At 54.5% G+C, this 20,792-nt stretch carries 18 protein-coding genes and 1 tRNA gene; 9 read left to right on the top strand and 10 right to left on the bottom strand.

What is annotated here, in order from left to right; translation table 11 throughout:
* Nucleotides 1–41 precede the first annotated feature (41 nt).
* On the bottom strand, nt 42–3,599 hold the full coding sequence (gene nifJ / locus OEL83_16865; protein ID MDK9708716.1) for a pyruvate:ferredoxin (flavodoxin) oxidoreductase: 3,558 nt from the start codon (nt 3,597–3,599) through the stop codon (nt 42–44).
* Between the two features lie 317 nt (nt 3,600–3,916).
* On the opposite strand from nifJ, the gene OEL83_16860 reads away from it, so the two are divergent.
* Entirely contained in the window at nt 3,917–5,848 is a 1,932-nt protein-coding gene (locus OEL83_16860; protein MDK9708715.1) for a chorismate-binding protein, read from the top strand.
* Here OEL83_16860 and OEL83_16855 read toward each other — a convergent pair whose 3' ends face one another.
* Nucleotides 5,849–6,361 carry a hypothetical protein gene (locus OEL83_16855; GenBank protein MDK9708714.1) on the bottom strand — a complete coding sequence of 171 codons (513 nt, stop codon included), beginning with the start codon at nt 6,359–6,361 and terminating at the stop codon, nt 5,849–5,851.
* A gap of 11 nt (nt 6,362–6,372) precedes the next feature.
* Entirely contained in the window at nt 6,373–6,657 is a 285-nt protein-coding gene (locus OEL83_16850) for a DUF493 domain-containing protein (GenBank protein ID MDK9708713.1), read from the bottom strand.
* Between the two features lie 264 nt (nt 6,658–6,921).
* Between OEL83_16850 and OEL83_16845 the strand changes: the two genes are divergently transcribed.
* Nucleotides 6,922–8,499, top strand: a complete 1,578-nt coding sequence (locus OEL83_16845; protein ID MDK9708712.1) for an ATP-binding protein — start codon at nt 6,922–6,924, stop codon at nt 8,497–8,499.
* A 30-nt stretch (nt 8,500–8,529) separates the two neighbouring features.
* Here the strand turns inward: OEL83_16845 and OEL83_16840 are convergent, their stop codons facing one another.
* Both OEL83_16840 and OEL83_16835 read right to left on the bottom strand, forming a co-directional pair.
* Entirely contained in the window at nt 8,530–8,934 is a 405-nt protein-coding gene (locus OEL83_16840) for a TM2 domain-containing protein (GenBank protein ID MDK9708711.1), read from the bottom strand.
* Nucleotides 8,924–9,979, bottom strand: coding sequence for a hypothetical protein (locus tag OEL83_16835; GenBank protein ID MDK9708710.1), 1,056 nt, complete (start codon nt 9,977–9,979; stop codon nt 8,924–8,926). The genes OEL83_16840 and OEL83_16835 overlap by 11 nt, the downstream gene beginning before the upstream one ends.
* 393 nt (nt 9,980–10,372) lie before the next feature.
* On the opposite strand from OEL83_16835, the gene OEL83_16830 reads away from it, so the two are divergent.
* Nucleotides 10,373–11,386 (top strand): GGDEF domain-containing protein, encoded by a 1,014-nt coding sequence (locus OEL83_16830; GenBank protein MDK9708709.1) that lies wholly within the window; start codon nt 10,373–10,375, stop codon nt 11,384–11,386.
* 129 nt (nt 11,387–11,515) lie between these two features.
* Here OEL83_16830 and OEL83_16825 read toward each other — a convergent pair whose 3' ends face one another.
* The gene (locus OEL83_16825; GenBank protein ID MDK9708708.1) at nt 11,516–11,914 is read right to left on the bottom strand and encodes a pancreas/duodenum homeobox protein 1; all 399 of its coding nucleotides are present in this window, start codon (nt 11,912–11,914) and stop codon (nt 11,516–11,518) included.
* A gap of 141 nt (nt 11,915–12,055) precedes the next feature.
* Between OEL83_16825 and OEL83_16820 the strand changes: the two genes are divergently transcribed.
* From OEL83_16820 to OEL83_16795, 6 genes are all read left to right on the top strand, one after another.
* Nucleotides 12,056–14,245, top strand: a complete 2,190-nt coding sequence (locus tag OEL83_16820) for an ATP-dependent helicase (protein MDK9708707.1) — start codon at nt 12,056–12,058, stop codon at nt 14,243–14,245.
* A 76-nt stretch (nt 14,246–14,321) separates the two neighbouring features.
* On the top strand, nt 14,322–15,635 hold the full coding sequence (locus OEL83_16815; GenBank protein ID MDK9708706.1) for a bifunctional folylpolyglutamate synthase/dihydrofolate synthase: 1,314 nt from the start codon (nt 14,322–14,324) through the stop codon (nt 15,633–15,635).
* Nucleotides 15,635–15,946: an HNH endonuclease gene (locus tag OEL83_16810; protein ID MDK9708705.1), complete on the top strand. Its 312-nt coding sequence runs from the start codon at nt 15,635–15,637 to the stop codon at nt 15,944–15,946. The genes OEL83_16815 and OEL83_16810 overlap by 1 nt, the downstream gene beginning before the upstream one ends.
* 97 nt (nt 15,947–16,043) lie before the next feature.
* Nucleotides 16,044–16,120 (top strand) — tRNA-Arg (locus OEL83_16805).
* A gap of 231 nt (nt 16,121–16,351) precedes the next feature.
* On the top strand, nt 16,352–16,855 hold the full coding sequence (locus OEL83_16800) for a GNAT family N-acetyltransferase (protein ID MDK9708704.1): 504 nt from the start codon (nt 16,352–16,354) through the stop codon (nt 16,853–16,855).
* An 85-nt stretch (nt 16,856–16,940) separates the two neighbouring features.
* Nucleotides 16,941–17,378, top strand: a complete 438-nt coding sequence (locus OEL83_16795; protein ID MDK9708703.1) for an ACT domain-containing protein — start codon at nt 16,941–16,943, stop codon at nt 17,376–17,378.
* Nucleotides 17,379–17,674: 296 nt separating this feature from the next.
* Here OEL83_16795 and OEL83_16790 read toward each other — a convergent pair whose 3' ends face one another.
* The 4 genes from OEL83_16790 to OEL83_16775 all read right to left on the bottom strand — a co-directional run bounded on the left by OEL83_16790 (nt 17,675) and on the right by OEL83_16775 (nt 20,759).
* Nucleotides 17,675–18,157 (bottom strand): hypothetical protein, encoded by a 483-nt coding sequence (locus OEL83_16790; GenBank protein ID MDK9708702.1) that lies wholly within the window; start codon nt 18,155–18,157, stop codon nt 17,675–17,677.
* Between the two features lie 73 nt (nt 18,158–18,230).
* A complete protein-coding gene (locus OEL83_16785) occupies nt 18,231–18,716 on the bottom strand; it encodes a bacteriohemerythrin (GenBank protein MDK9708701.1) in 486 nt (161 codons plus the stop codon).
* Between the two features lie 271 nt (nt 18,717–18,987).
* The gene (locus OEL83_16780) at nt 18,988–20,247 is read right to left on the bottom strand and encodes an FAD-dependent oxidoreductase (protein MDK9708700.1); all 1,260 of its coding nucleotides are present in this window, start codon (nt 20,245–20,247) and stop codon (nt 18,988–18,990) included.
* 5 nt (nt 20,248–20,252) lie between these two features.
* On the bottom strand, nt 20,253–20,759 hold the full coding sequence (locus OEL83_16775) for a 4Fe-4S dicluster domain-containing protein (GenBank protein ID MDK9708699.1): 507 nt from the start codon (nt 20,757–20,759) through the stop codon (nt 20,253–20,255).
* Between the last annotated feature and the right edge of the window lie 33 nt (nt 20,760–20,792).

The raw sequence follows: 20,792 nt of genomic DNA, 5'->3' as shown, positions 1-20,792 counted from the left end.
ACCCCGAAAAAAGCAGGGTTGAACGGGATTGTCCTTTGCTGTTACTTTTCTTCTTTAGCTGCTGGTTTCTCCGGTTCAAGGGCCGTGGCCAGGCTCTTGAGGAATTTCCAGCCCTTCAAAACGTCTTTTTGCGACTCGGCCATGAGTTCATCAGCCTTACCGGGATTTACCCGCTTGAGAGTGCGATAGCGGTTCTCGCCGAGGGCGTACTCATCGAAGCTGATGGTTGGCTCCTTGGAGTCGATGATCAAGGGGTTCTTGCCTTGCGCTTCCAGGTCAGGATTGAAGCGGTAGAGCGGCCAATGCCCACAGGCCACGGCCTTCTTTTGCTGCTCAAGGCCGAGAGCCATGTTGATGCCATGGTTGATGCAGTGTGAGTAGGCAATGACCAGAGATGGGCCGTCATATGCTTCGGCCTCGGCAAGGGCCTTGATGGCCTGAGATGGATTGGCACCGATACTGATTTGCGCCACATAGACGTTGCCGTAGGTGGCAAAGATCATCCCCATGTTCTTCTTGGGCATCTTCTTGCCGCCGGCGGCAAACTGGGCGGTTGCTGCGCGGGGAGTGGACTTGGACATCTGTCCACCGGTGTTGGAATACACCTCGGTATCCATGACGAGGATATTGACATTTTCTCCGGAAGCGAGGACGTGGTCAACACCGCCATACCCGATATCGTAGGCCCAGCCGTCACCACCGAAGGCCCAGACTGTCTTCTTGACCAGGAAGTCGGTGAGATGGAGCAGTCTCCTGGCAACCGGGTTGCTGTTTTTGAGGAGGACGGCATTGAGTTCGTCGATCCGTGCCCGCTGCGCCTCAATGGCGATTTGATTGGATTGGTCGGCCGCAAGAATTGCCTCTGCCAGTTCCTTCTTAACCAGTCCGGCCGTTACAGCCTCGGTGAGGAGTTCGCTGGCCTGGAGGCCCAGCTTGTTGACGCTCGTCCGCATGCCGGCGGCAAATTCGGCGTTGTCCTCGAACAGGGAGTTGGCCCAGGTCGGTCCACGGCCATCGGCCCGTTTGCAATAGGGGGTCGTCGGCAGGTTGCCGCCATAGATCGAGGAGCAGCCTGTGGCATTACCGACATACAGCCTGTCGCCGAACATCTGGGTTATCAGCTTGACATAAGGAGTTTCGCCGCAGCCGGCACAGGCTCCGGAGAACTCGAAGAGCGGTCGCATAAGCTGGCTGCCTTTGATGGTGGCCACATTGATCTTCGCCGGATCGATTTCCGGCAGGCCGAGGAAGTATTCGACATTTTTCGATTGTACCGCACGAACGTCTTCGTTGTTCGGGATCATCTCCAGGGCCTTGACCTTTGCCGGACAGACACTGACGCAGAGGGTACAGCCGCAGCAGTCCTCGGTGAAGATCTGTACGGTGAATTGCTGACCCTTGAACTCCTTGCCGACCGCGTCTTTACTGAGAAATGCCTCGGGAGCGTCTGGCTGTGCCGGAAAAATCTTAATACGGTTGGCGGCATGGGGGCATACCAGGGAGCACTGACCGCATTGGATACAATTTTCCGGAATCCAGCGGGGTACGGCGACGGCGATATTGCGTTTTTCGTATTGGGTTGTCCCCGTCGGCCAGGTGCCGTCGGCTGGAATCTGCGAAACCTTCAGGTTGTAGCCGTTGCCTTCAATGATCCTCGCGGTAACTTCCTTGACGAATTTCGGCGCATGCTCAGGCACGGTGGCCGGCATGGCCTTGCCGTCAACCTTGTCGCCAAGAGTGACCTGGGTGATGTTCTGAACCGCCGCATCGACTGCGCCGTAGTTCATCTGCACAACCTTGTCGCCCTTTTTGCCGTAGGTCTTCTGGATGGCCTTCTTGATCGCGGCGATGGCCTGTTCCTCGGTAAGGATGCCGGAGATCAGGAAGAAAGCGGTCTGCATGATCATGTTGATGCGAGCGCCAAGGCCCAGGGCAAGACCCAGGGAAACGGCGTCGATGATATAGAATTTGGCCTTCTTGGCCACTAGGTCCTTCTGCACCTTGCCGGGAAGCTCGTTCCAGACGGTGTCCTTGGTGAAGCTGGTGGTCAACAGGAAGGTCCCGCCTTCTTCCAGGTTGGCGAGCATGTCGACCTGTTTCAGGAAGGTGAAATTATGGCAGGCGATGAAGTTTGCCTTGTTGATCAGGTACGGGGCAACAACCGGGGTCTTGCCGAAGCGCAGGTGGCTGGTGGTGATCGATCCTGATTTTTTCGAATCGTAAACGAAATAGCCTTGGGCCGAGTTGTCGGTCTCGGTGCCGATGATCTTAATGGTGTTTTTATTGGCGCCGACGGTTCCGTCCGAGCCAAGGCCGTAGAACATCGCCCGGTATACGTCTTGTCCCTCAATATTGAAAGCCGGATCGAAATCGAGGCTCGAATAAGTCACATCGTCTTTTGGTCCGACACAGAATTTGGTCTTGGGAGACATTGACTTCATGTTGTCGAACACCGCCTTGACCATGGCCGGTGTAAATTCCGCCGAACCGAGGCCGTATCGTCCCGAGAGGATAATCGGCGGATAGATCGTGGTGTTGGTCTCGGAGGCCTCGCCGATTGCGGCGCGAACATCGAGATACAGCGGGTCGCCGGCGGCACCCGGCTCCTTGGTGCGATCAAGGACGGTGATTCGCTCGACAGTAGCGGGCAGGGAGTTGACCATGGCTTTGCAGTCAAAGGGACGGTATAAACGAACCATGACCATGCCCACCTTTTCACCCTGGGCAATGAGGTGATCGATTGTCGCGGCAACCGTCTCGCAGCCGGAACCCATCATCACCACGACATTTTCCGCATCCGGGGAACCGTGGTAATCAAAGAGATGATACTGGCGGCCGGCTATTCCGGCAAACTTGTCCATGGTTTCCTGAACAAGGGCAGGGGTGGCATTGTAATATTTGTTGACGGTCTCACGGCCGGTGAAATATACATCCGGATTCTGGGCAGTTCCGCGGATGGTTGGGTGATCAGGGGATAAAGCCCGATGGCGATGTTCGAAGATCAGCTCCTCGTCTACCATCTCGCGCATTTGGTCGTGACTGACCTCTTCGATCTTCTGGATCTCGTGGGAGGTCCGGAAGCCGTCAAAAAAGTGGACAAAAGGAATGCGGGTGGCAAGTGTCGATTGGACTGCTATGAGAGCCATGTCCATGGCTTCCTGGACATTTTGCGAACAGAGCATGGCCCAGCCGGTTTGCCGGGCGGCATATATATCGCCGTGGTCACCGAAGATCGACAGCCCCTGGCAGGCAATGGCCCTGGCCGTTACGTGGAAAACGGTGGGAGTGAGCTCACCGGCAATTTTGTACATATTAGGGATCATCAGCAGCAGACCCTGCGAGGCGGTGAAGGTCGTGCACAGGGCGCCGGTGGTGAGAGATCCATGCATTGAGCCGGCTACTCCGGCCTCGGATTGCATTTGATTGACGACGGGCACGGTGCCCCAGATATTCTTTTGCAGGGCCGCGGACTTGGAGTCAGCTTCCGCTGCCAGTGGGGTCGAAGGGGTAATAGGGTATAAGGTGATGACTTCACTCGTGGCGTAAGCGACATGCGTACAGGCCTGATTGCCGTCAATCGTAACCATCTTTCGAGACATGATTGGATCTCCTTTGTTTACTTGAAGTTGTGCGAGCAACGTGGCGAAAATCGAAAAATTGTTTTAAATATTCTGTGGGTGCTCATGGTACTACGCTGGGAAGCACCGGTGATTGTAGTCTAAGGCGCACCGAATTACAACAAGTTCGGTCTATTTTCGCCGACTTTGCGCCGGGTTGTTTTGCAGATGGTGATGCCTGGCGACCTCTACCGGTCGCCAGCGTACAGCCGATAATGAAAAAACACTCAGGTTGGAGATACGGCTGCTGGTGGGGAAACCGGCCTTCACCGTGAACTTTTTGAACTGAAAGGATAGATATGTGGCGTTTGCAGGAACCGGATCTGGAAAAACTACTGGGTTTTCTATCCCGTCAGGAGGAGTTTGTGTTTCTCGACACTTCTCGCCCTGATCCTGAAAACTGTCAATCATTTCTTTTTATTAACCCTGTTTCCCGACTGCTCTGCAGGAGCGATGAGAATCTTGAAAAATTTCTCGATGACCTTCAGCTGCGGCTTAATGAAGGGTATTATCTGGCAGGATGGGTCGGGTATGAATTTGGCGCAATGCTTGAGGGCGGAATTTCTCCCCGCGTCTCCATGCCTTGCGGAGGGCAAACCGTGCTCGCCGATATCGGCGTCTTTTCCGAGCCATATATTTTTGATCACCGGACCGGCAACAATAACTTCCCGCTTTCCGGCCCTTTGCCCAGTGGAGATGACCATTTCTCCATCGACAATATCCGGCCGAATATGCAGCGGGAGGAATTCGTCGAGGCACTGGCAGCGCTCCGCCGGTATATAGCCGCCGGCGATACCTATCAGGTCAATTATACCCTGAAACTTCTCTTCGATTTCTCCGGATCAATTGAAAAGTTTTATCGCGTTCTGCGGCGCAACCAATCCGTTGGCTATGGAGCCTACATTCGCCGTGGCGATGAGCGAATACTGTCGTTCTCGCCGGAGCTGTTTTTTCGAAAGAATGGGCAGGAGATCACCGTCCGGCCGATGAAAGGCACCGCCCAGCGGGGACGAAACAGCGGTGAGGAGCGGGAGAACTGCCTGGCACTGCAGGGCGATCCAAAGAATCGCAGTGAGAACGTGATGATAGTTGATCTGCTGCGTAATGACCTGGCCCGTTTGATGCATGGCCATGGGCCAAGCCGGGTGGATGTCGAATCTCTTTTCGATGTTGAGTCGTACGAGAGCCTTTTGCAGATGACCTCGACTATTAAGGCCAAGTCCTCGGTTACAACCATGAAAACCCTTAAACTCACCGAACTGTTTCGCATCCTCTTTCCCTGCGGTTCGATAACCGGTGCCCCGAAGATTCGCACCATGCAGATTATCGACGAATTGGAAAAAGGCCCGCGCGGTGTGTACACCGGCGCCATAGGCTATTTCGGGCCAGATGGGTCAGCGGTTTTCAATGTCCCTATTCGGACGGTCCGGTTATTGGGGAAGAACGGCGAGATGGGCATCGGATCGGGAATCACCTATGGCTCCGATGCCGAGGATGAGTGGCAGGAAGACCTGCTGAAGGGGCTGTTTCTGACCAAAAGTCAGCCGGAATTTCATCTCTTTGAAACACTCCTTTGGCAGCGGGATTCCGGCTATTATCTTCTCGCCGAACACCTGACCCGGCTCGAAAATGCAGCCGAGTTTTTCAAATTCTCCTATAACGTCTCCGCCATCAAAGAGCGACTGGAAGAAGAAAAACTGGTCTTTACCGAAGGCTGCTACCGGGTGCGATTGGCTCTTGAAAAGGATGGAAGGATTGGGCTTACCGCCGCTGCCACCCTTCCTCCAGCTTGTCTCGCCCTGCCCGCCGAACCGCACAATACCGAGGATTGCAGGCTGCCGGTGATCAATTTTTCTGCGACTCCGGTTGATAGCAATTCGACCTGGCAATATTTCAAGACCTCAAGGCGAGAACTCTACACCAAGGAATACGCCAAGGCCCTGGACCAGGGGTTGTATGAATACATTTTTCTGAATGAAGCCGGGGAAGTAACCGAGGGGTGCATAAGTAATCTGCTGATTCTAAGCGACGGTCGCTATAAAACCCCGCCGGTTGCCTGCGGTCTTTTGCCCGGGGTGATGCGTGGCCGCCTGTTGGCCGACAGTAATTGTCCGGTATTTGAGGAAATAATAACCGAACAGCAGGTTCGGGCCGCCGAGGCAATCTTCATCTGCAATTCGGTGCGCGGGGTGGTGCAGGTGCGGCTGCGGGAGAATGGCTCCGGCGGTTGATCAATGCACCATTGTTGTGTCCTGCTCCGGGGTGATCTGCATCGGCGGGATAATCAGATTATGCTTTTCGCCAAGGGTCCGGACGAGGACCATAAACGAGGAGGGGAGAGGAATCTCCCGATCTTCGTGAAGAAAGCCAAATTCTTTTGCTCGCAGGAGTGTCTGTGAGCTGTCATGGCCCTCCTGGTGGTCGCAGAGGGTCTGGATGCGCAAGGCATCTGTGAGATCGCCGCAAAGCTCCGGCAGTCCGTCCTTCATGGCAAGCAGCTCCTGCTCGATTTCGCCCCAGTTGTCGGCGCGGAAACGGACGAATTTCTCCTCCGGATTCTGGGTGCCGAAGACCTCATTGGTAATGGCACCAGCCATGCCGGCTAGAAAAGCAGTCTCCGCGCCAGGCTTTTTCCTTGCCAAAAGCCTGCGAACCTCCTTGTACACAATCATCTGTACCACCGCCACAGCCTCCCGCAGGGCTACCAGAAGCTGCGATTTTTTTTCAGTTGTCTCGGTGTCCATCGGGGCTTCTCTCAAAGAACAATTTTTACGGCGGAACTGCCTTTTAGTGCCTCATAGATTTGCAATCGCACCCCTTCATCGGGGACCACGATCTCGGCATTCATGCTGTGATACTTCCCCTTCGAGCTGGAATTGGAGTGCCGTATGGTAACCGGGTGCGGCGAACAGGCCGAAACAATAACATCTTTCAGCAGGGTGCAATCTTCACCGATCACCTTGTATGTCCAGGTGCAGGGATATTCTATTTCTGGCCGTTCCGGGGTGGTTGCCGGGGAATGTGGGGGGAAGGATTTCATGGTGGGTCGAGAATCGTTGATAAAGGTTGGTTTTGCATAGCACGGGGTCTGGGCAAGTAATAATGAATGGTGAGGCAAGAGTCAAGGGAAAGGGTGGCACCGATGGCGGGGGATAATTCCCTGGCGAGGAATTTATTGCCACAATCTGCAAGAGTTATTTTGTATATAGCCGGATCTGATGCTACAATTGCCTGAAGAACGTCGCAACCATCAACAGGTTATGGGCTGAAGAGCTTCATTACCGTCGCTAGAGAGAGAAAAGCTTTGGAATCACAAGAAAATAATGAATTGCTTGAGGCGCTGTTCGAGAGCGAAGCGCAGAAAAGGGCCATTGTCGAGGGGTTTTCCGGTATCTTGATCTTGTTTGACAGCCAGATGAAGGCCAAATGGGTGAACAGGGCCGCAAACAAGAGATACACCGACGCAATCGGCAAGAGTTGTCATGAACTGTTCTGTTCACAAAGCGAAAAATGCGCAACATGCGCCTTTCAGAAATGTGTTCAGTCCGGCAAGATTGAGTCGAGCATTCAGAGAACCGGTGTCTTCGGCGTCGATGAGGATGAAATTGTCTTTGATATAACCGCCTCTCCGGTGAAGGATCGATACGGTAAAGTAACTGGAATTATTGGCATTGCCCAAAACATAACCGAGCAATTCAGGCTTGAAAGGCAACTCAGGCACACCCAGAAGATGGAGGCCATCGGCACACTCGCCGGCGGGGTTGCCCACGATTTCAACAACGTATTGTCCCCGATCATGGGCTATACGGAAATTATTCGTCTGAAGATGAAGCAGGACGGTTTTTCCGACAAGGCCGTTTATGATTATCTCGAAGAGATTCTCAAGGCGGCGAAAAGGGCCAAATCTTTGGTGGAGCAGGTCCTGACTTTTTCGCGCAGCATGGAAAAGAAGGCGGTACTGCAGTATATTCATCCCATCGTCAAAGAGGTGATGAAGCTCATGCGCTCCACTCTGCCCAGCACTATTGTTATCCAGGAACAGGTCGATGAGCATTGCGGAAGGGTGTTTATCGATCCGGTACAGATACACCAGGTGCTTATCAACCTCTGTACCAACGCCTCGCACGCCATGGCCGGCCAACACGGCATTCTTAAAGTAAAACTGGGACTCGCACCGCAGAGCGGTGACGGCAAGGAGTGGCTTGAACTGAACGTTGCCGATACCGGCTGCGGCATTGAGGAGGAGGATCTCGAAAGAATCTTCGAGCCCTATTTTACCACCAAGGAAAAAACCAGCGGCACCGGCATGGGCCTGGCCATGGTGCATGGCATAGTCAGCCGTCAGGGCGGATTTATCAAGGTGGAAAGTGAAGTCGGCAAGGGAACGAATTTCCGGGTGTTTTTGCCAGTGGCGCAAAAGGAAACAGCCATGGAGCAGGTTGTGTCCCTTGGCGAATTGCAGGGCGGAAGCGGAAGAATTCTTCTTGTCGATGACGAGGAACAGGTGGTCCAGGTTACCGGTGAAATCCTGCAAAGTCTCGGATACACCGTGGTCGGCAAGACCTCGCCGAGGGAAGCGGTTGCATTGTTTTCAGAGGATCCTGGTCAGTTTGATATGTTGATCACCGATCTGACCATGGCCGAATTGACCGGCCTTGAACTGAGTGAAAAGGTCAAGGCGCTGCGCCGGGATCTGCCGATAATTCTGATAACCGGTTATTCAGATCAGGTTTCCAAGGACGCGGCGGTGGATGCGGGGATCGACGAGTATTGCATGAAACCCATTTCCATGCGTGATCTGTCGGTTATTGTAGGGAAATTCCTCGGCGGTGGGGCGGGCATGATGCCCTTGCAGCACTTCCGCCCCAAGACAGGGATGTGATTCCAGACCATTGTCGGCGCATCAATGGCGTCAGCCGTTCCTTGTGTTGACGAGGTTGATCTGGTCATTCAGGGTCCAGAGATCGTAGAGGTAGCCGATCAAAAAGAGGCCGCCGGTCAAAAGGTATAAAAGGCCGGTCAGCCATTTTCCCATATACATCCTGTGAATTCCAAAGATCCCGAGGAAGGCTAAGAGAAGCCAGGTGACGTTGTAGTCAGCCTCGCCGGAATGGTAGCGGCCGGCCATCTCTCTGTCCATCGCTGGGATAAGAAAGAAGTCGACAATCCACCCTATAAACAGCAGGCCCAGGGTGAAGAAGTAGATCATCCCGGAGAGCTGCTTGCCGTAGTAGAAGCGGTGCAATCCGAGAAAACCAAAGATCCAGAAGATGTAGCCGATTGCAATTGAATGGGTGGGATAGTGGTTATGATCCATGGCCGTCTCTCAATGATTGTTTGAATTTTTGCACATTTCCGTAAGCCTCTGCAACTCGTTGCGGCGAAACCTCTCCCCCCTGCACCGCCCTCTCTACAGCATGCACGGCCTTGGTGAAAATAGCCGGATCATGCACCAGATTGTTGCCGATTATAAGCAGATCTACGCCTGCCGCAAGGGCTTTGCAGCAGGCATCTTCCAGGCCGCAGTGATCGGTTATCGCCTTCATCTGCATATCGTCGGAGATAATCAGGCCGGTAAAGCCGAGTTTCCGGCGCAGCAGCGATCTGACCGTGGCGGCGGATAAGGTCGCCGGGAATTGGGGGTCGAAATTCCTGTTGATAAGATGGCCGACCATGACGGCCTCGGCAAGGCCGGTGGCGATAAGCGTTTTGTACGGTTCCAGCTCACTTTCCTGCCAGGACAGGGTGATATCGACAAAGCCAAGGTGCGAGTCGCCGGTGGAACTGCCATGGCCGGGGAAGTGCTTCAAACAGCAATGAATTCCCTCGGCGTGATGTTCTCTGATCCAGGCCGCGGCATGGGCGGCAACGGTTTGCGGGTTGTCGGAGAAACTGCGATCGTAGCGGCCGATGATTGGATTGTTCCTATTGATATTGAGGTCTACGACCGGGGCCAAATTTAAATTCACCCCGACTTGGCGGAGCATGCGGGCTGTCTTCCGGGCGCTTGCCGTGGTCGCTCGAATATTCGGCGAGCTGCCGAGCTCTGCCGCTGCCGGGCTTGTTGGAAAACCCCTTTCCCCTTTGAAACGATTGACTTTGCCGCCTTCCTGATCGACGGCAATAAGAAGATCGCCATCCGCCAAATCCTGAAGGTCTTTGGTCAACCGTCGCAGTTGCTCGGGGTTGATGATGTTGTTGCTGTCCTTTTTTTCCGCTATCAACCTGTCGAATAAGATGACCCCGCCAAGATTGCCTTCGGCAATAGCGGCAGCAATCGGGTGCCCTGGGGACAGTGAATCCCCTGCAAATCCGATGAGAAAAAGCTGGCCGAGTTTTTGCTGCAGGGTGGGGGTTGACATGGCGTCCGGCGGTAGGGGGGATACAGTTGTATAGGGAGATACAAGTGAGACTGAGGAGTACTGCGGGGTGGCCGATTTGTCAAAGTTTTTCCATCGCTCAGGGGGTGTCAAAAAAACGTCGTTTATGATGGTGTCTGGCCGGCAACGATTGCCAGATCTAGTCCGGGCGGGGTAATATTGGCGATATGTCAAAATCAAAAATTAAATAAATCAGTATGATACCCGATATCTGCGGTCATTGCCCGAGCGTCAAAATTCTGGTGGCATAAATTATGCTTAAAGGAAGGGAAATCCACGATCAGGGGTAAAGATTCTTCTCCCCTTGGACGATAAGAAGAGTGTTCAGAAAGACTTGTCCCAACAAACCACTATAAAAAGTACTAGGAAGCACCCATGACCATCATGACTCATGAACAGAAAGACTCTTCTCCCCACCTCAAACAGGTGGAGTTTGAGAAGGTTATGGTTGAGCTTGATAATCTCAAGAAACAATCAGAACGACTCGATCTGATTAATAAGCTGCACGGGCGAATGGCCGGGGTGTTGAGTCTCAGTGGCATGATTGAGGCCTATTCGGTCTGGTTGATGCCCTTGGTGGGCCATGAGCTCATCGGTTATAACAACAGCCAGCGCAATAAACGGCATCTGTTCTGTTCCGGCCATGGCCCGTACAGACGGAAGGCCATCGCCTTTGCTGAGCAGCTTATCGCCGAAAAGACTACCTTCGATGGCTCCTTTACCCAGAAAGATGGCCGTTTTGCCTATAAATGGATCTTTGAAAGTGCTGATGATGCCGGTATCTTGTTGATCTTAAAGGAAGGCCATGAGCTTTCTTCGGAAGATCTTGACCTTATCAATCATTCGCTTGAGATACTTGCCGAATGTCTGCGGCGTGGCCTTGAGTATGAGGATCTGTTTGAGAAGGCAAGCAACGACAGCCTTACCGGGCTTTCTAATCGCCGGGTCTTCGACGACCGTATTCACGGCATGATGGACAGCGCCCGCCGCTATCATAATCCTTTGACCATGGTCTCCATGGATCTCGACAGGTTCAAGGATATCAACGATAATCTCGGCCATCAAAAGGGTGATGAGGTTTTGAAGGACGTAGCTTCGGTACTCAAACGGGCCGTTCGCTCCACCGATCTGCTGGTACGCATGGGTGGCGATGAATTTCTTCTCATCCTTGACAATACCGATCTGCAAAGCGGCAGGATTCTGGCAGAGCGGCTGTGTGTGGCCGTCGATGAGCTGAATATCTGGGCAGATGAAAAAACTAAACTGGGAATCAGCATTGGCATGTCGGAACTGCGCAAGGGCGAATCCCTGAAACAATGGACGGAGAGGACCGACGACATCCTCTACCATGCCAAGGCCCAGGGCCGATCAAGGGTTGCGGTTGAATAGGCTGGAAAACGAAATGAAGAAAAAAGGCCGACTTGTAAAAGTCGGCCTTTTTTTGTTCAAAAATTTGACGGCGGCACTCACGACGGAGTGTTCCAGGGCTGTCACCGGTCGTGGCCTTTTGCTGACACCCTAGTTTTTTTCCACCACAATATTTAACGGAATCGCATGGACGGAGCGGCTGTGTTGGCCGGTGTATCCCAGGGACCAACTGAGGCAACGATAGGTTCCTCCCAGTAATCCTTCGATATCTTTTACTATTCCTTGAACATTGATAACCGGATGCCGGGAAAAGACCTGGGGCAGACCCTGGGTCAGGTTGCAGGCAAGGCAGCGCCCCGGCCGTTCGTGGAGACGGAGCTCCATGGTCAGGGTATTGCCTCTCAGTTCGCGATAGGCCAGTTCGATGTCATACGCCCCCTCGGAGGCGTCGCCGAAGAGGGCCTCGAAAAAGTCGTTTGATCTGGTTGCGGGGAAGATTGCCGCTAGTTTCTCTTTAGTGAAAACGGTTTTCAGTGTATCGGTGGTCATGGTGGTCGTTTTTTGGGTGGTGTGTCGAGAGTGATTGGGTAAATCCCTGATATCAAGGGGTTGGGAACGACAATATACCAGCTGGACCAATTTTGTCAACCGGTGTTGCCACTGCCTGGCCCCTATGTTAAAGTGGCCGCCATGAAAACTGAAGGAAATTCGCAACAGCACGAGGCAAAGTCGGGGATCGTAAATCTCAGGCAGCTCAACGAATCGCAATACGCGGCGGTGACCACGACCGTCGGTCCGGTGCTGGTTATTGCCGGGGCCGGCAGTGGCAAGACCCGCACGCTCGTTTACCGGGTGGCCCATCTCGTCGAACAGGGGGTTGCCCCCGAGTCCATACTGCTGCTTACCTTCACCCGCAAAGCCAGCCAGGAGATGCTCTGGCGGGCCGGCAGATTACTCAATGAAAACTGCAACCGGGTGGTTGGTGGGACCTTTCACGGCATAGCCAACCTTCTCCTCAGGCGCTATGGCTCGCAAATCGGCTTTGGCTCGTCCTTTACCATTATCGACCGAGGTGACGCCGAGGGGATTATCAATCTGCTCAAGTCCTCCCTTGGCCTTGGTAAAAAGGACAAGCGCTTCCCCTCCCGGCGGGCGGTGATCAATATGATCAGCGGCGCGATCAACAAATCGATAGCCCTCGAAGATCTGGTGACCGATCAGTACAGCCACCTCAGCGATAGTCTCGAAGATATCCTTACCCTGCAGAAACATTACCAGAATTTCAAGTTTGAGCACGGTTTGATGGACTATGACGATTTGCTGGTCAACTGGAAACGGCTACTTGTTGAGCTGCCCGAGGTACGCCAAGCCATCTCGACGCGTTTTGCCTACATCATGGTTGACGAATATCAGGACACCAACCTCATCCAGGCAGACATCGTCCGGCTGGCGGCAGCCACCCACGATAATGTCATGGTGGTTGGCGACGATTCCCAGTCCATCTATTCCTTTCGGGGTGCGGATTTCTACAATATCATGCGTTTCCCCAAGGTCTTCAGCAATACCCGGATCATCAAGCTTGAGGAGAACTATCGCTCAACCCAGCCGATTCTTTCCTTCACCAACGATATCATTAGAAACGCCGCGGAAAAATATACCAAGACGCTCTTCACCCGGCGCGAAGGCGAGCTGCGGCCGATGATCTTTGCCGGGGCCGATGAGCGGGAAGAGGCGGCCTTTATTGTCAAGACGGTGCGCAAACTGCTGGCGGCGGGCGTTGCTCTGACCGATATCGCAGTTCTCTTTCGCTCAAGTTTTCATTCCTACAAACTGGAACTGGAGCTTGCTTCGGCGGCTATCGATTACGAGAAACGGGGCGGCCTGAAATTGACCGAATCGGCGCATATGAAGGATATGATTGCCTTTATGCGGGTGCTGACCAACCCCCAGGACACCCTTTCCTGGAACAGGATGCTGCTGCAGCTGGAGCATGTCGGGCCGACCACCGCCCAAAAGATCTCGGCGACGATCGCCCAGGCCGCCGACCCCTTTCAGGCGCTGGCCAAGTACCCGGCCGGCAAGAGCTGGCAGGAATCGTTTGCCAAACTGGTGCGTCTCTACGACGAATTGTTGGTCGATGGCCATAATCTTTCCCTCCTCTACGAGATCGTACTCAAATATTACCAGCCGATCTTTGAACGTCTGTATGCTGACGATTTTCCCAAGCGTCGTAAGGATATCGATCAGTTAAAGAGTATCATGGATGGTTACGACGATCTGCAAAGCTTTATCGACGACACCAGCCTCGATCCCCCGGAGGAGGGCGCCGCTGACGGGCATGGCCTGGAGCGCCTTGTCTTGTCAACCATCCACTCCGCCAAGGGGCTTGAGTTTGAGGCGGTCTTTGTCATCGGTATGGCCGAGGGCCGCTTCCCGCATGCCGCGGCAAGCTTTGGCGAACAGTGGGAGGAGGAGCGACGGCTCCTCTATGTGGCGGCGACCCGGGCCAAGAAATATCTCTATCTCACCTATCCGCGGCAGCTGATGACCCAGGACCGGCAGTTTCATCATACCGGAATGTCACCGTTTTTAAGTGAACTGAGTGGCGGTCTCTATGAACGGATCAGCAGCGATTCACCGCAGAAAGGTTACAATTCCTTTGCCTTTGAATCCGCTCCCGAGTCCGCCCCGACACCACGAAGAGCCAAGGCGAAGAGGCTGGAGATGAGCGATTTTCATGTAGGCGCCAAGGTCAGCCACCCGTTTTTCGGCAGCGGCACGGTTGCCAAAATGTCGACAGGCCGGTCGATCGATATCCTTTTTGACCGGCATGGCTTGAAGACGCTCCACCTTGATTATGCAAAGCTGACGATTTCTTGACACTGGCGCCCAATGATTGCAGTAAACGCCTTGTTTCCCGAATTATTTCTTGCTCAATCGCAACGAGGAGCTGACTATGACATACGCTGAAGTCCTGGCGCATCTCGAAGCCTTACAGATGCACAAAATCAAACTGGGCCTTGGAGCGATGCAGTCGTTTCTGGCCAAGGTGGGGCGGCCGGAGCAGGGACTGCGTTTTGTGCATGTTGCCGGCACCAACGGCAAGGGCTCGGTGTGCGCGGCATTGACCGAGGTCCTGGGCCGGGCCGGATACCGGGTCGGCATGTATACCTCTCCCCATTTGAGCAGCGTCCGCGAGCGTTTTCGCATCGGCAGCGAATACATCAGTGAGTCAACCTTTGCCCGACTGGGAACGAAAATATGCCAGGTGCTTGCCGGCGAGCAGATCACCTATTTTGAGTTCACCACCGCCCTTGGTCTGCTATGGTTTGCCGAGTCGCAGGTCGATGTGGTGGTGTTCGAGACGGGTCTTGGCGGCCGGCTCGATGCAACCAATGTGGTAACGCCGCTGGTCTCGGTCATTACCAGTATCAGCATGGATCACGAGGCATATCTGGGGAACACTCTAAGCGAGATCGCCGGGGAAAAGGCCGGTATTATTAAGACTGGAGTGCCGGTGGTTTCCGGGGCGGTGCATCCGGAGGCGGAACCGGTCATTGCCAAAGTGAGCCGGCAGCTTGGGTCGCCCCTGTACCGCCTTCGTCAAGAATTTGACTATACTGTCGAAGCCGATGGTACCTGGACCTGGCGCGGTGGAGAGGGACTTGGCCAGCGGCAATTCGAAGGCCTGCAAAGCAGCCGTGCCAGCCTTGTGCAGCCGGAAAACGATTCCCTGGCCATAGCCGCCCTGCTCCTTCTGCAGAATATGGGGTTTGTGGTAACCGACCAGCAAATACACGATGGCATGGCAGCGATAAAATGGCCGGGCAGGATGGAAGAGTTTAGCCAAAGGTATCCTCGAAACACCGCATATGCCAAAGAGCTCCGCTATCTCCTTGATGGGGCGCATAATCCCGATGGTGTCAAGAATCTGACAAATACCTTGTCGCGCAAATTTCACTACCGCAAGCTTATCGCCCTGTGGGGTTCGATGATCGATAAGGACTTGGTAACGACCCTTGGCACGATCGCTCCGCTGGTTGATCATTTTGTTTTTACCAGACCGGTCGGTGAGCGTGCCGCGACGCCTGAGCAGCTCGTCGCCTTTCTGCCGGAAGCCTTACGGGGCAAGGCCCGCTGCGTCGATGATATGGCCCAGGCGCTGATTGCCGCGCAGGAAACAGTCACGGAAGACGACCTGATCGTCGTCGGTGGATCTCTTTATCTTCTTGGGACGATACGGCAACTGCTCCTTGGAGATTTGGCCTAGTGGAAGAGGAATATTTCGATTTCGATGCCCCGAGCGATAGCGAAATCCGTGCCGAACGCGCCAAGGCCCGGGACTTGCGCAAGACCCGCTGGTGGCAGCAAAAGACCGCGTCGGGGCTGTGTCATTACTGCCGGCGAAAGGTCAGTTTCCATGACCTGACCATGGACCACCTGGTGCCCTTGGCCCGGGGAGGGCGATCGACCAAGGAAAACCTCGTTCCTTCCTGCAAGGATTGTAATAATAAAAAAAAATCCATGCTGCCCATTGAATGGCAGGAATACATGGAGCGCATTCAGCAGGAAGGCAGCTGAAAATATGCCCTCAACTGATTATTCTTCTCGCATGTTGCAGCGATTTGGTTTAAAAACTGGAGCAAATTGCCATCGCAAAAAGCATAACGGACAACACGGACGGGTAGCTCAGCTGGATAGAGCGTTGGCCTCCGAAGCCAAAGGCCGCGGGTTCGAATCCCGCCTCGTCTACCAATAATCAGCCGCTTAGAGAATATCGCCTCTCTCTAAGTGGCTTTTTGTATTTTGTAGCCAACAGTGCCGGAACCACCAGCAATCTCCACGCTCTTTCGGGCGGGACAAAACGTATCGAGGCTTGGACAAAGCAACCAGCGGCATTGACGCGCACCTGCCCGGCAAATGTGTTGGGCGATGGGCAAGCCGGGGTGTGCAGGTTTCGCGCCCGGTAAGCCTTGATAAAAAAGTATGAACGAAATCACGACAATCTACCTTGAGATGGTCGATCGCAGCCAGCTGTGTCCCAAACAGGTGACCGATTCCCGCTTCCAGGTCCTTGAAGCCTCAGTCGACCAGTGGCAGTTTAATCGATTCCTCTACATCCTGGTCGGCGGCCCATGGGCCTGGCGGGACAAGCTTTCCTGGAGCGATGCCCGCTGGAAAGCATACGTTGAATCCGAGGCGACAAGAACCTTCGTCGGCTATTGGGATGGGTCGCCGGCGGGGTATTTCGAGCTACAGGTCCAGGATGGTGATGTTGAGATCGCCTATTTCGGCCTTGCGCCAAGCTTTATCGGCAAGGGCCTGGGTGGAGTGCTTCTGACCCGCACTCTGGAAGAGGCCTGGGCTCTCAATCCTCGACGGGTTTGGGTCCACACCTGCACCCTCGATCATCCCGCCGCCCTGAAAAATTATCAATCGCGGGGCATGGTTATTTATAAAACCGAGACACATGATGGGATTTCCGAGTGAAGTCGTATCTGCCGCGCCCGTGCCGGACTGCGAGGGTTTAACTCCTGTCCGGTCTTCAATTCTAATCCTCCAAATATTCTGAGAAATGTCAGCCATCAAGCAATTGGAAGAAATACTTGTGAATCTGCAGCCTGTCTTGCAGCCGGGGACCTATGTGTTTATCCAGGCAGATCCTGCCAGGCCCATTGAAATGTCGCGGATCGTGGCATTGATCCGGGAACCGGAAGGACTGTCCCTGGTCGTTGAAGAGGCTGTTGCCAGGGCAGCCGGTTTTTCCCTTGCCCTGCGGTGTGCCTGGATCACTCTCAAGGTACACTCGGATTTAGAGACGGTAGGCCTTACCGCCGCATTTGCCTCGGCACTTGCCGGTGCCGGTATCAGCTGTAATGTTGTTGCCGGATTGCACCACGATCACCTCTTCGTGCCGGTGCACCAGGCAGAGCGGGCCATGTCTGAACTCCAGGCCCTGCAGGAAGGTAAAAAGTGGTCGCCGTCCATCGCCAGCGACGCCTTTCCTTCGTGAAACCAGGGTCCCCCGCTGGCACACCAATCACCAGCTGCCCGAAGGGTATAGTCAAAGGTCATTCGATTATGATAGATATTGTTTTGCAGGACATCACCGAGGCAGATTACGACCGCCTTGTCGAAATCAACCGGGCAGAAGTCCAGCATACCAGTACGATGGACAGAAGGCGGCTTAAGGAACTCATCAGCTATTCCTGCTTCGCCAAGACTGCGGTAGCAAGCGGGACAATCGTTGCTTTCGTTCTGGCAATGCGAGAAAACGCAGCATACGTCAATGCTAATTACCACTGGTTTTCAAAGCGATATCGGCATTTTCTCTATATTGACCGAATAGTGGTGGACAGACAGCAAAGTGGCAGGGGAATAGGGTCGCAGATGTACCGGGAGGTTTTCCAATTCGCCGCCGAAACCCACCTGCCTGTGGTTGCTTGCGAGATAAATGTTGTTCCGCCGAATCCGGATTCCCATGCATTCCATGAAAAGCTGGGATTCAAAGAGGTTGGCAGACAATGGCTGGCAGATAACAGCAAACAGGTTTCGATGCAGATAGTCGAGATCGCCCCATGCCATTGCTAAATCACTCGGACCACTTTTTACATACACGTTGTCGTATTCGATGCTGCCGATATGCTTGAAGCCATGTTTGCGGTAGAAATCGTTGGCCCGGCGGTCCTTCAGGGTTATGAGCCTGTTGTCGACCCTTTCCGCCACCTCGCCGATTTTCATCCTCCCCGTCCTGTGGATTGCCACCCGGCAAAGACCGGCCCTCGGCCGCATGGATCGGCGCCTTTCTGGCTGTCCTTGGCGTTTCCTGCATCTTTAGTCCGTGGACGCTTTAAAGGCAGGGCGACTATGCACCGAAAAACTTTTTCATTGCCCTGGAGATCCAGCTCCCCTGCGGTTCGGCGTTGGCAACAGGTGGCTCCTCCTTGCGCAAGGTATCAAGATGGGCCTTGACCAGGCGAACATAAGCGGAATCGTCACGCTGGATGTGGTTGACCAGCCATCTCTTTAGAACATCATAGAATTCTCCGGAGATATTTTCGCCGGCCTTAAAGCGGGTCTGAAACTTGTCAACCCGTTTGATGAAGGTCCCGTGGATGCTTTTATGGGGGCGGAGAAATGGGTACTCGGCTTGTTCCATCAGTGCTTCCTCAAAGGAAAAATGCGACATGGTGTAGTCGATGATTCCTTCAATGACGTCATTTACTTTTTGGGCATTCCCGAATAAACGCGCCTCGTTGAGTTGATTCAAATAGTCAACGATTTGTCTGTGTTGGGTGTCAATTTCGGCAATTCCGGTATCGTATTTGTCTAGCCATACAATATTTGTCATTTTGTGTAGTAACCAATTATATTGTAAATGTTATTTGTAAAATTCACCGCAGTGGAGGGCCTGTTGGGCGAAGGCAGGGAAGCAGTCTTGGCAGGAGTCTTCGGTAATTTCCTGAGCCTAAGATTTTCGGCCGGATAGTAGCTAATGAGAAGTATTATTACAATAGTTTTTTCTCTAATAAAAACAGCCACAGGCCTACCTGCGAGCCTGTGGCTGTTCCTGTAAAACGGTATCTGCGATCCGGCGACTGGTTAAACCGCCTTGTGCCTTACTATGAGGCGCCCCGGGCGCAGAGGAGATCGCCGTAGTGGAGACGGTGATCGAGTACCTTGTCCTTCATCCTGGCCAGATCCAGCTTCTCGCGGATAACGGCGCGGTAGAGACCGGCCTTGGCGATATCACCGACAAAGATAGCACCTACCAGGCGGTCGCCCTCCGGGGAAAACACCAGTTTGCGGTGGGCACCGGGGGAAGTTCTGCTGTGGCACTGGTAGCCGGTACCGCTGGTGTGGACAATACCCATGGAAACAAAGGGCATGCGGGCCACCTGGGTGGCGTTGAGGATGCCGAAGGTGCCGCCGTAGGCCCTTGGGTGCCCTGCCATGTTCGAGCCGGCGCAGCTGCCCATTTCGACGGCGTTGGTCCACAGACCGGTGATGATCGGTGCCCCGGTCAGCGGGTCGAAGGTTACCGCGACATCACCCGCTGCATAGACATTGGGGGCGGATGTCCGGGTATACTTGTCGACGACCACTCCCTTGTCCACCGTTATATCCCGGCAGTTGAGCCAGCCCGTATTGGGCCGGACGCCTTTGCCGATGCAGACCATCTCACAGGGGAGGTGGTCGCCATTGTCGAGCACAACCCCGGTCACCCCGTTTGTATCACTTGTGATGTGCCTTGCCTTACGGCCGGTGAGAATCTTCAGGCCGGCCTGATCAAGGGCCTGGCGGATCAGAAAGGCATCGTCGGGCTCCATGAGCTGGCTCAACACCTCCGGTGAAGACACAACCAGATATACTGAGATACCCCGCTCCAACAGGGCAAAAGCGGCCTTGAGGTTGAGCAGGCCGCCGCCAAGCATGACTGCCCGGGTGGTGCAGGCAGCACGGTCGGCAGCCTGTCGGGCATCTGCCAGGGTGCGCAGGGCAAATACGCCCTTGCAGTCAAGCCCATCTATATCAGAGGGCAGATTTGGACTGCTGCCGGTGGCGATGAGCAATTTGTCATAGGGAACGGTGGCCCCGTTTTCGGTCGTCACCAGCCCGGCCCGGGTATCGATACCGGCAACCCGGTGCTGTTGCCAAACCTCTATCGAACTCCCCTGATAGGGGCCACGGCCCTGCAGAAAGATTTCTTCAGGACGCTTTTTCTGGCTGATGAGGAAAGGGATAAGGGGCCGGAAATACGGGGCATCCGCTTCGTCGCTCAGCACCCGCACCATTCCTCCGGGATCGAGGCGGCGGATAGCTTCGGCGGCGGCCATTCCGGCGGCACTGCCGCCGATAATCACATAGCGTTGCTTTTCCATGGGTCTTATCCCCCTTGTCCGGTCAGCATCTCGCGGGAGGCGGTCTGCCGCTGTTTTTGCGAATAGTCGCTGACGTTTTGGTACACCAGGGCCCTGGTCGGGCAGGCGTTGACACAGGCCGGGACTTCGCGGCCGGGGCAGCGGTCGCAGCGGAAGGCCTTATGGTCTTCGAGATGGCGGCCGATGACGCCGTAGGGGCAGACCATGACGCAGGTCCAGCAGCCGATGCACCTGTCGGCATCGGTGACCACCGCCCCGGCGGAGGTGCGGCTGATGGCTCCGGCAATGCAGGCATGCATGCAGGGGGCATCTTCGCAGTGGCGGCAGAGGACGGGGACGGCCCGGTCCGGTGCTACCCATTCGACATAGAGACGGTGTTTGGGGGTCGGTTTCTCGGACAGGGCGCTATATAAGGTCTGTCCGGCGGAGTGGGCAACAGCACAGGCCAGTTCACAGCTATGGCAGCCCATGCAGCGGTCCAGCCGGACAAAGATCTCTTTGGGTTGATTCATGATGTTCTCCTTGCAGAAATTGAGGTCGGTGGA

Source organism: Desulforhopalus sp., assembly GCA_030247675.1.
GTDB lineage: Bacteria > Desulfobacterota > Desulfobulbia > Desulfobulbales > Desulfocapsaceae > Desulforhopalus_A.
Note: the sequence above shows the minus strand (reverse complement) of the source record. Positions and strands in the feature narration are given on the sequence as shown.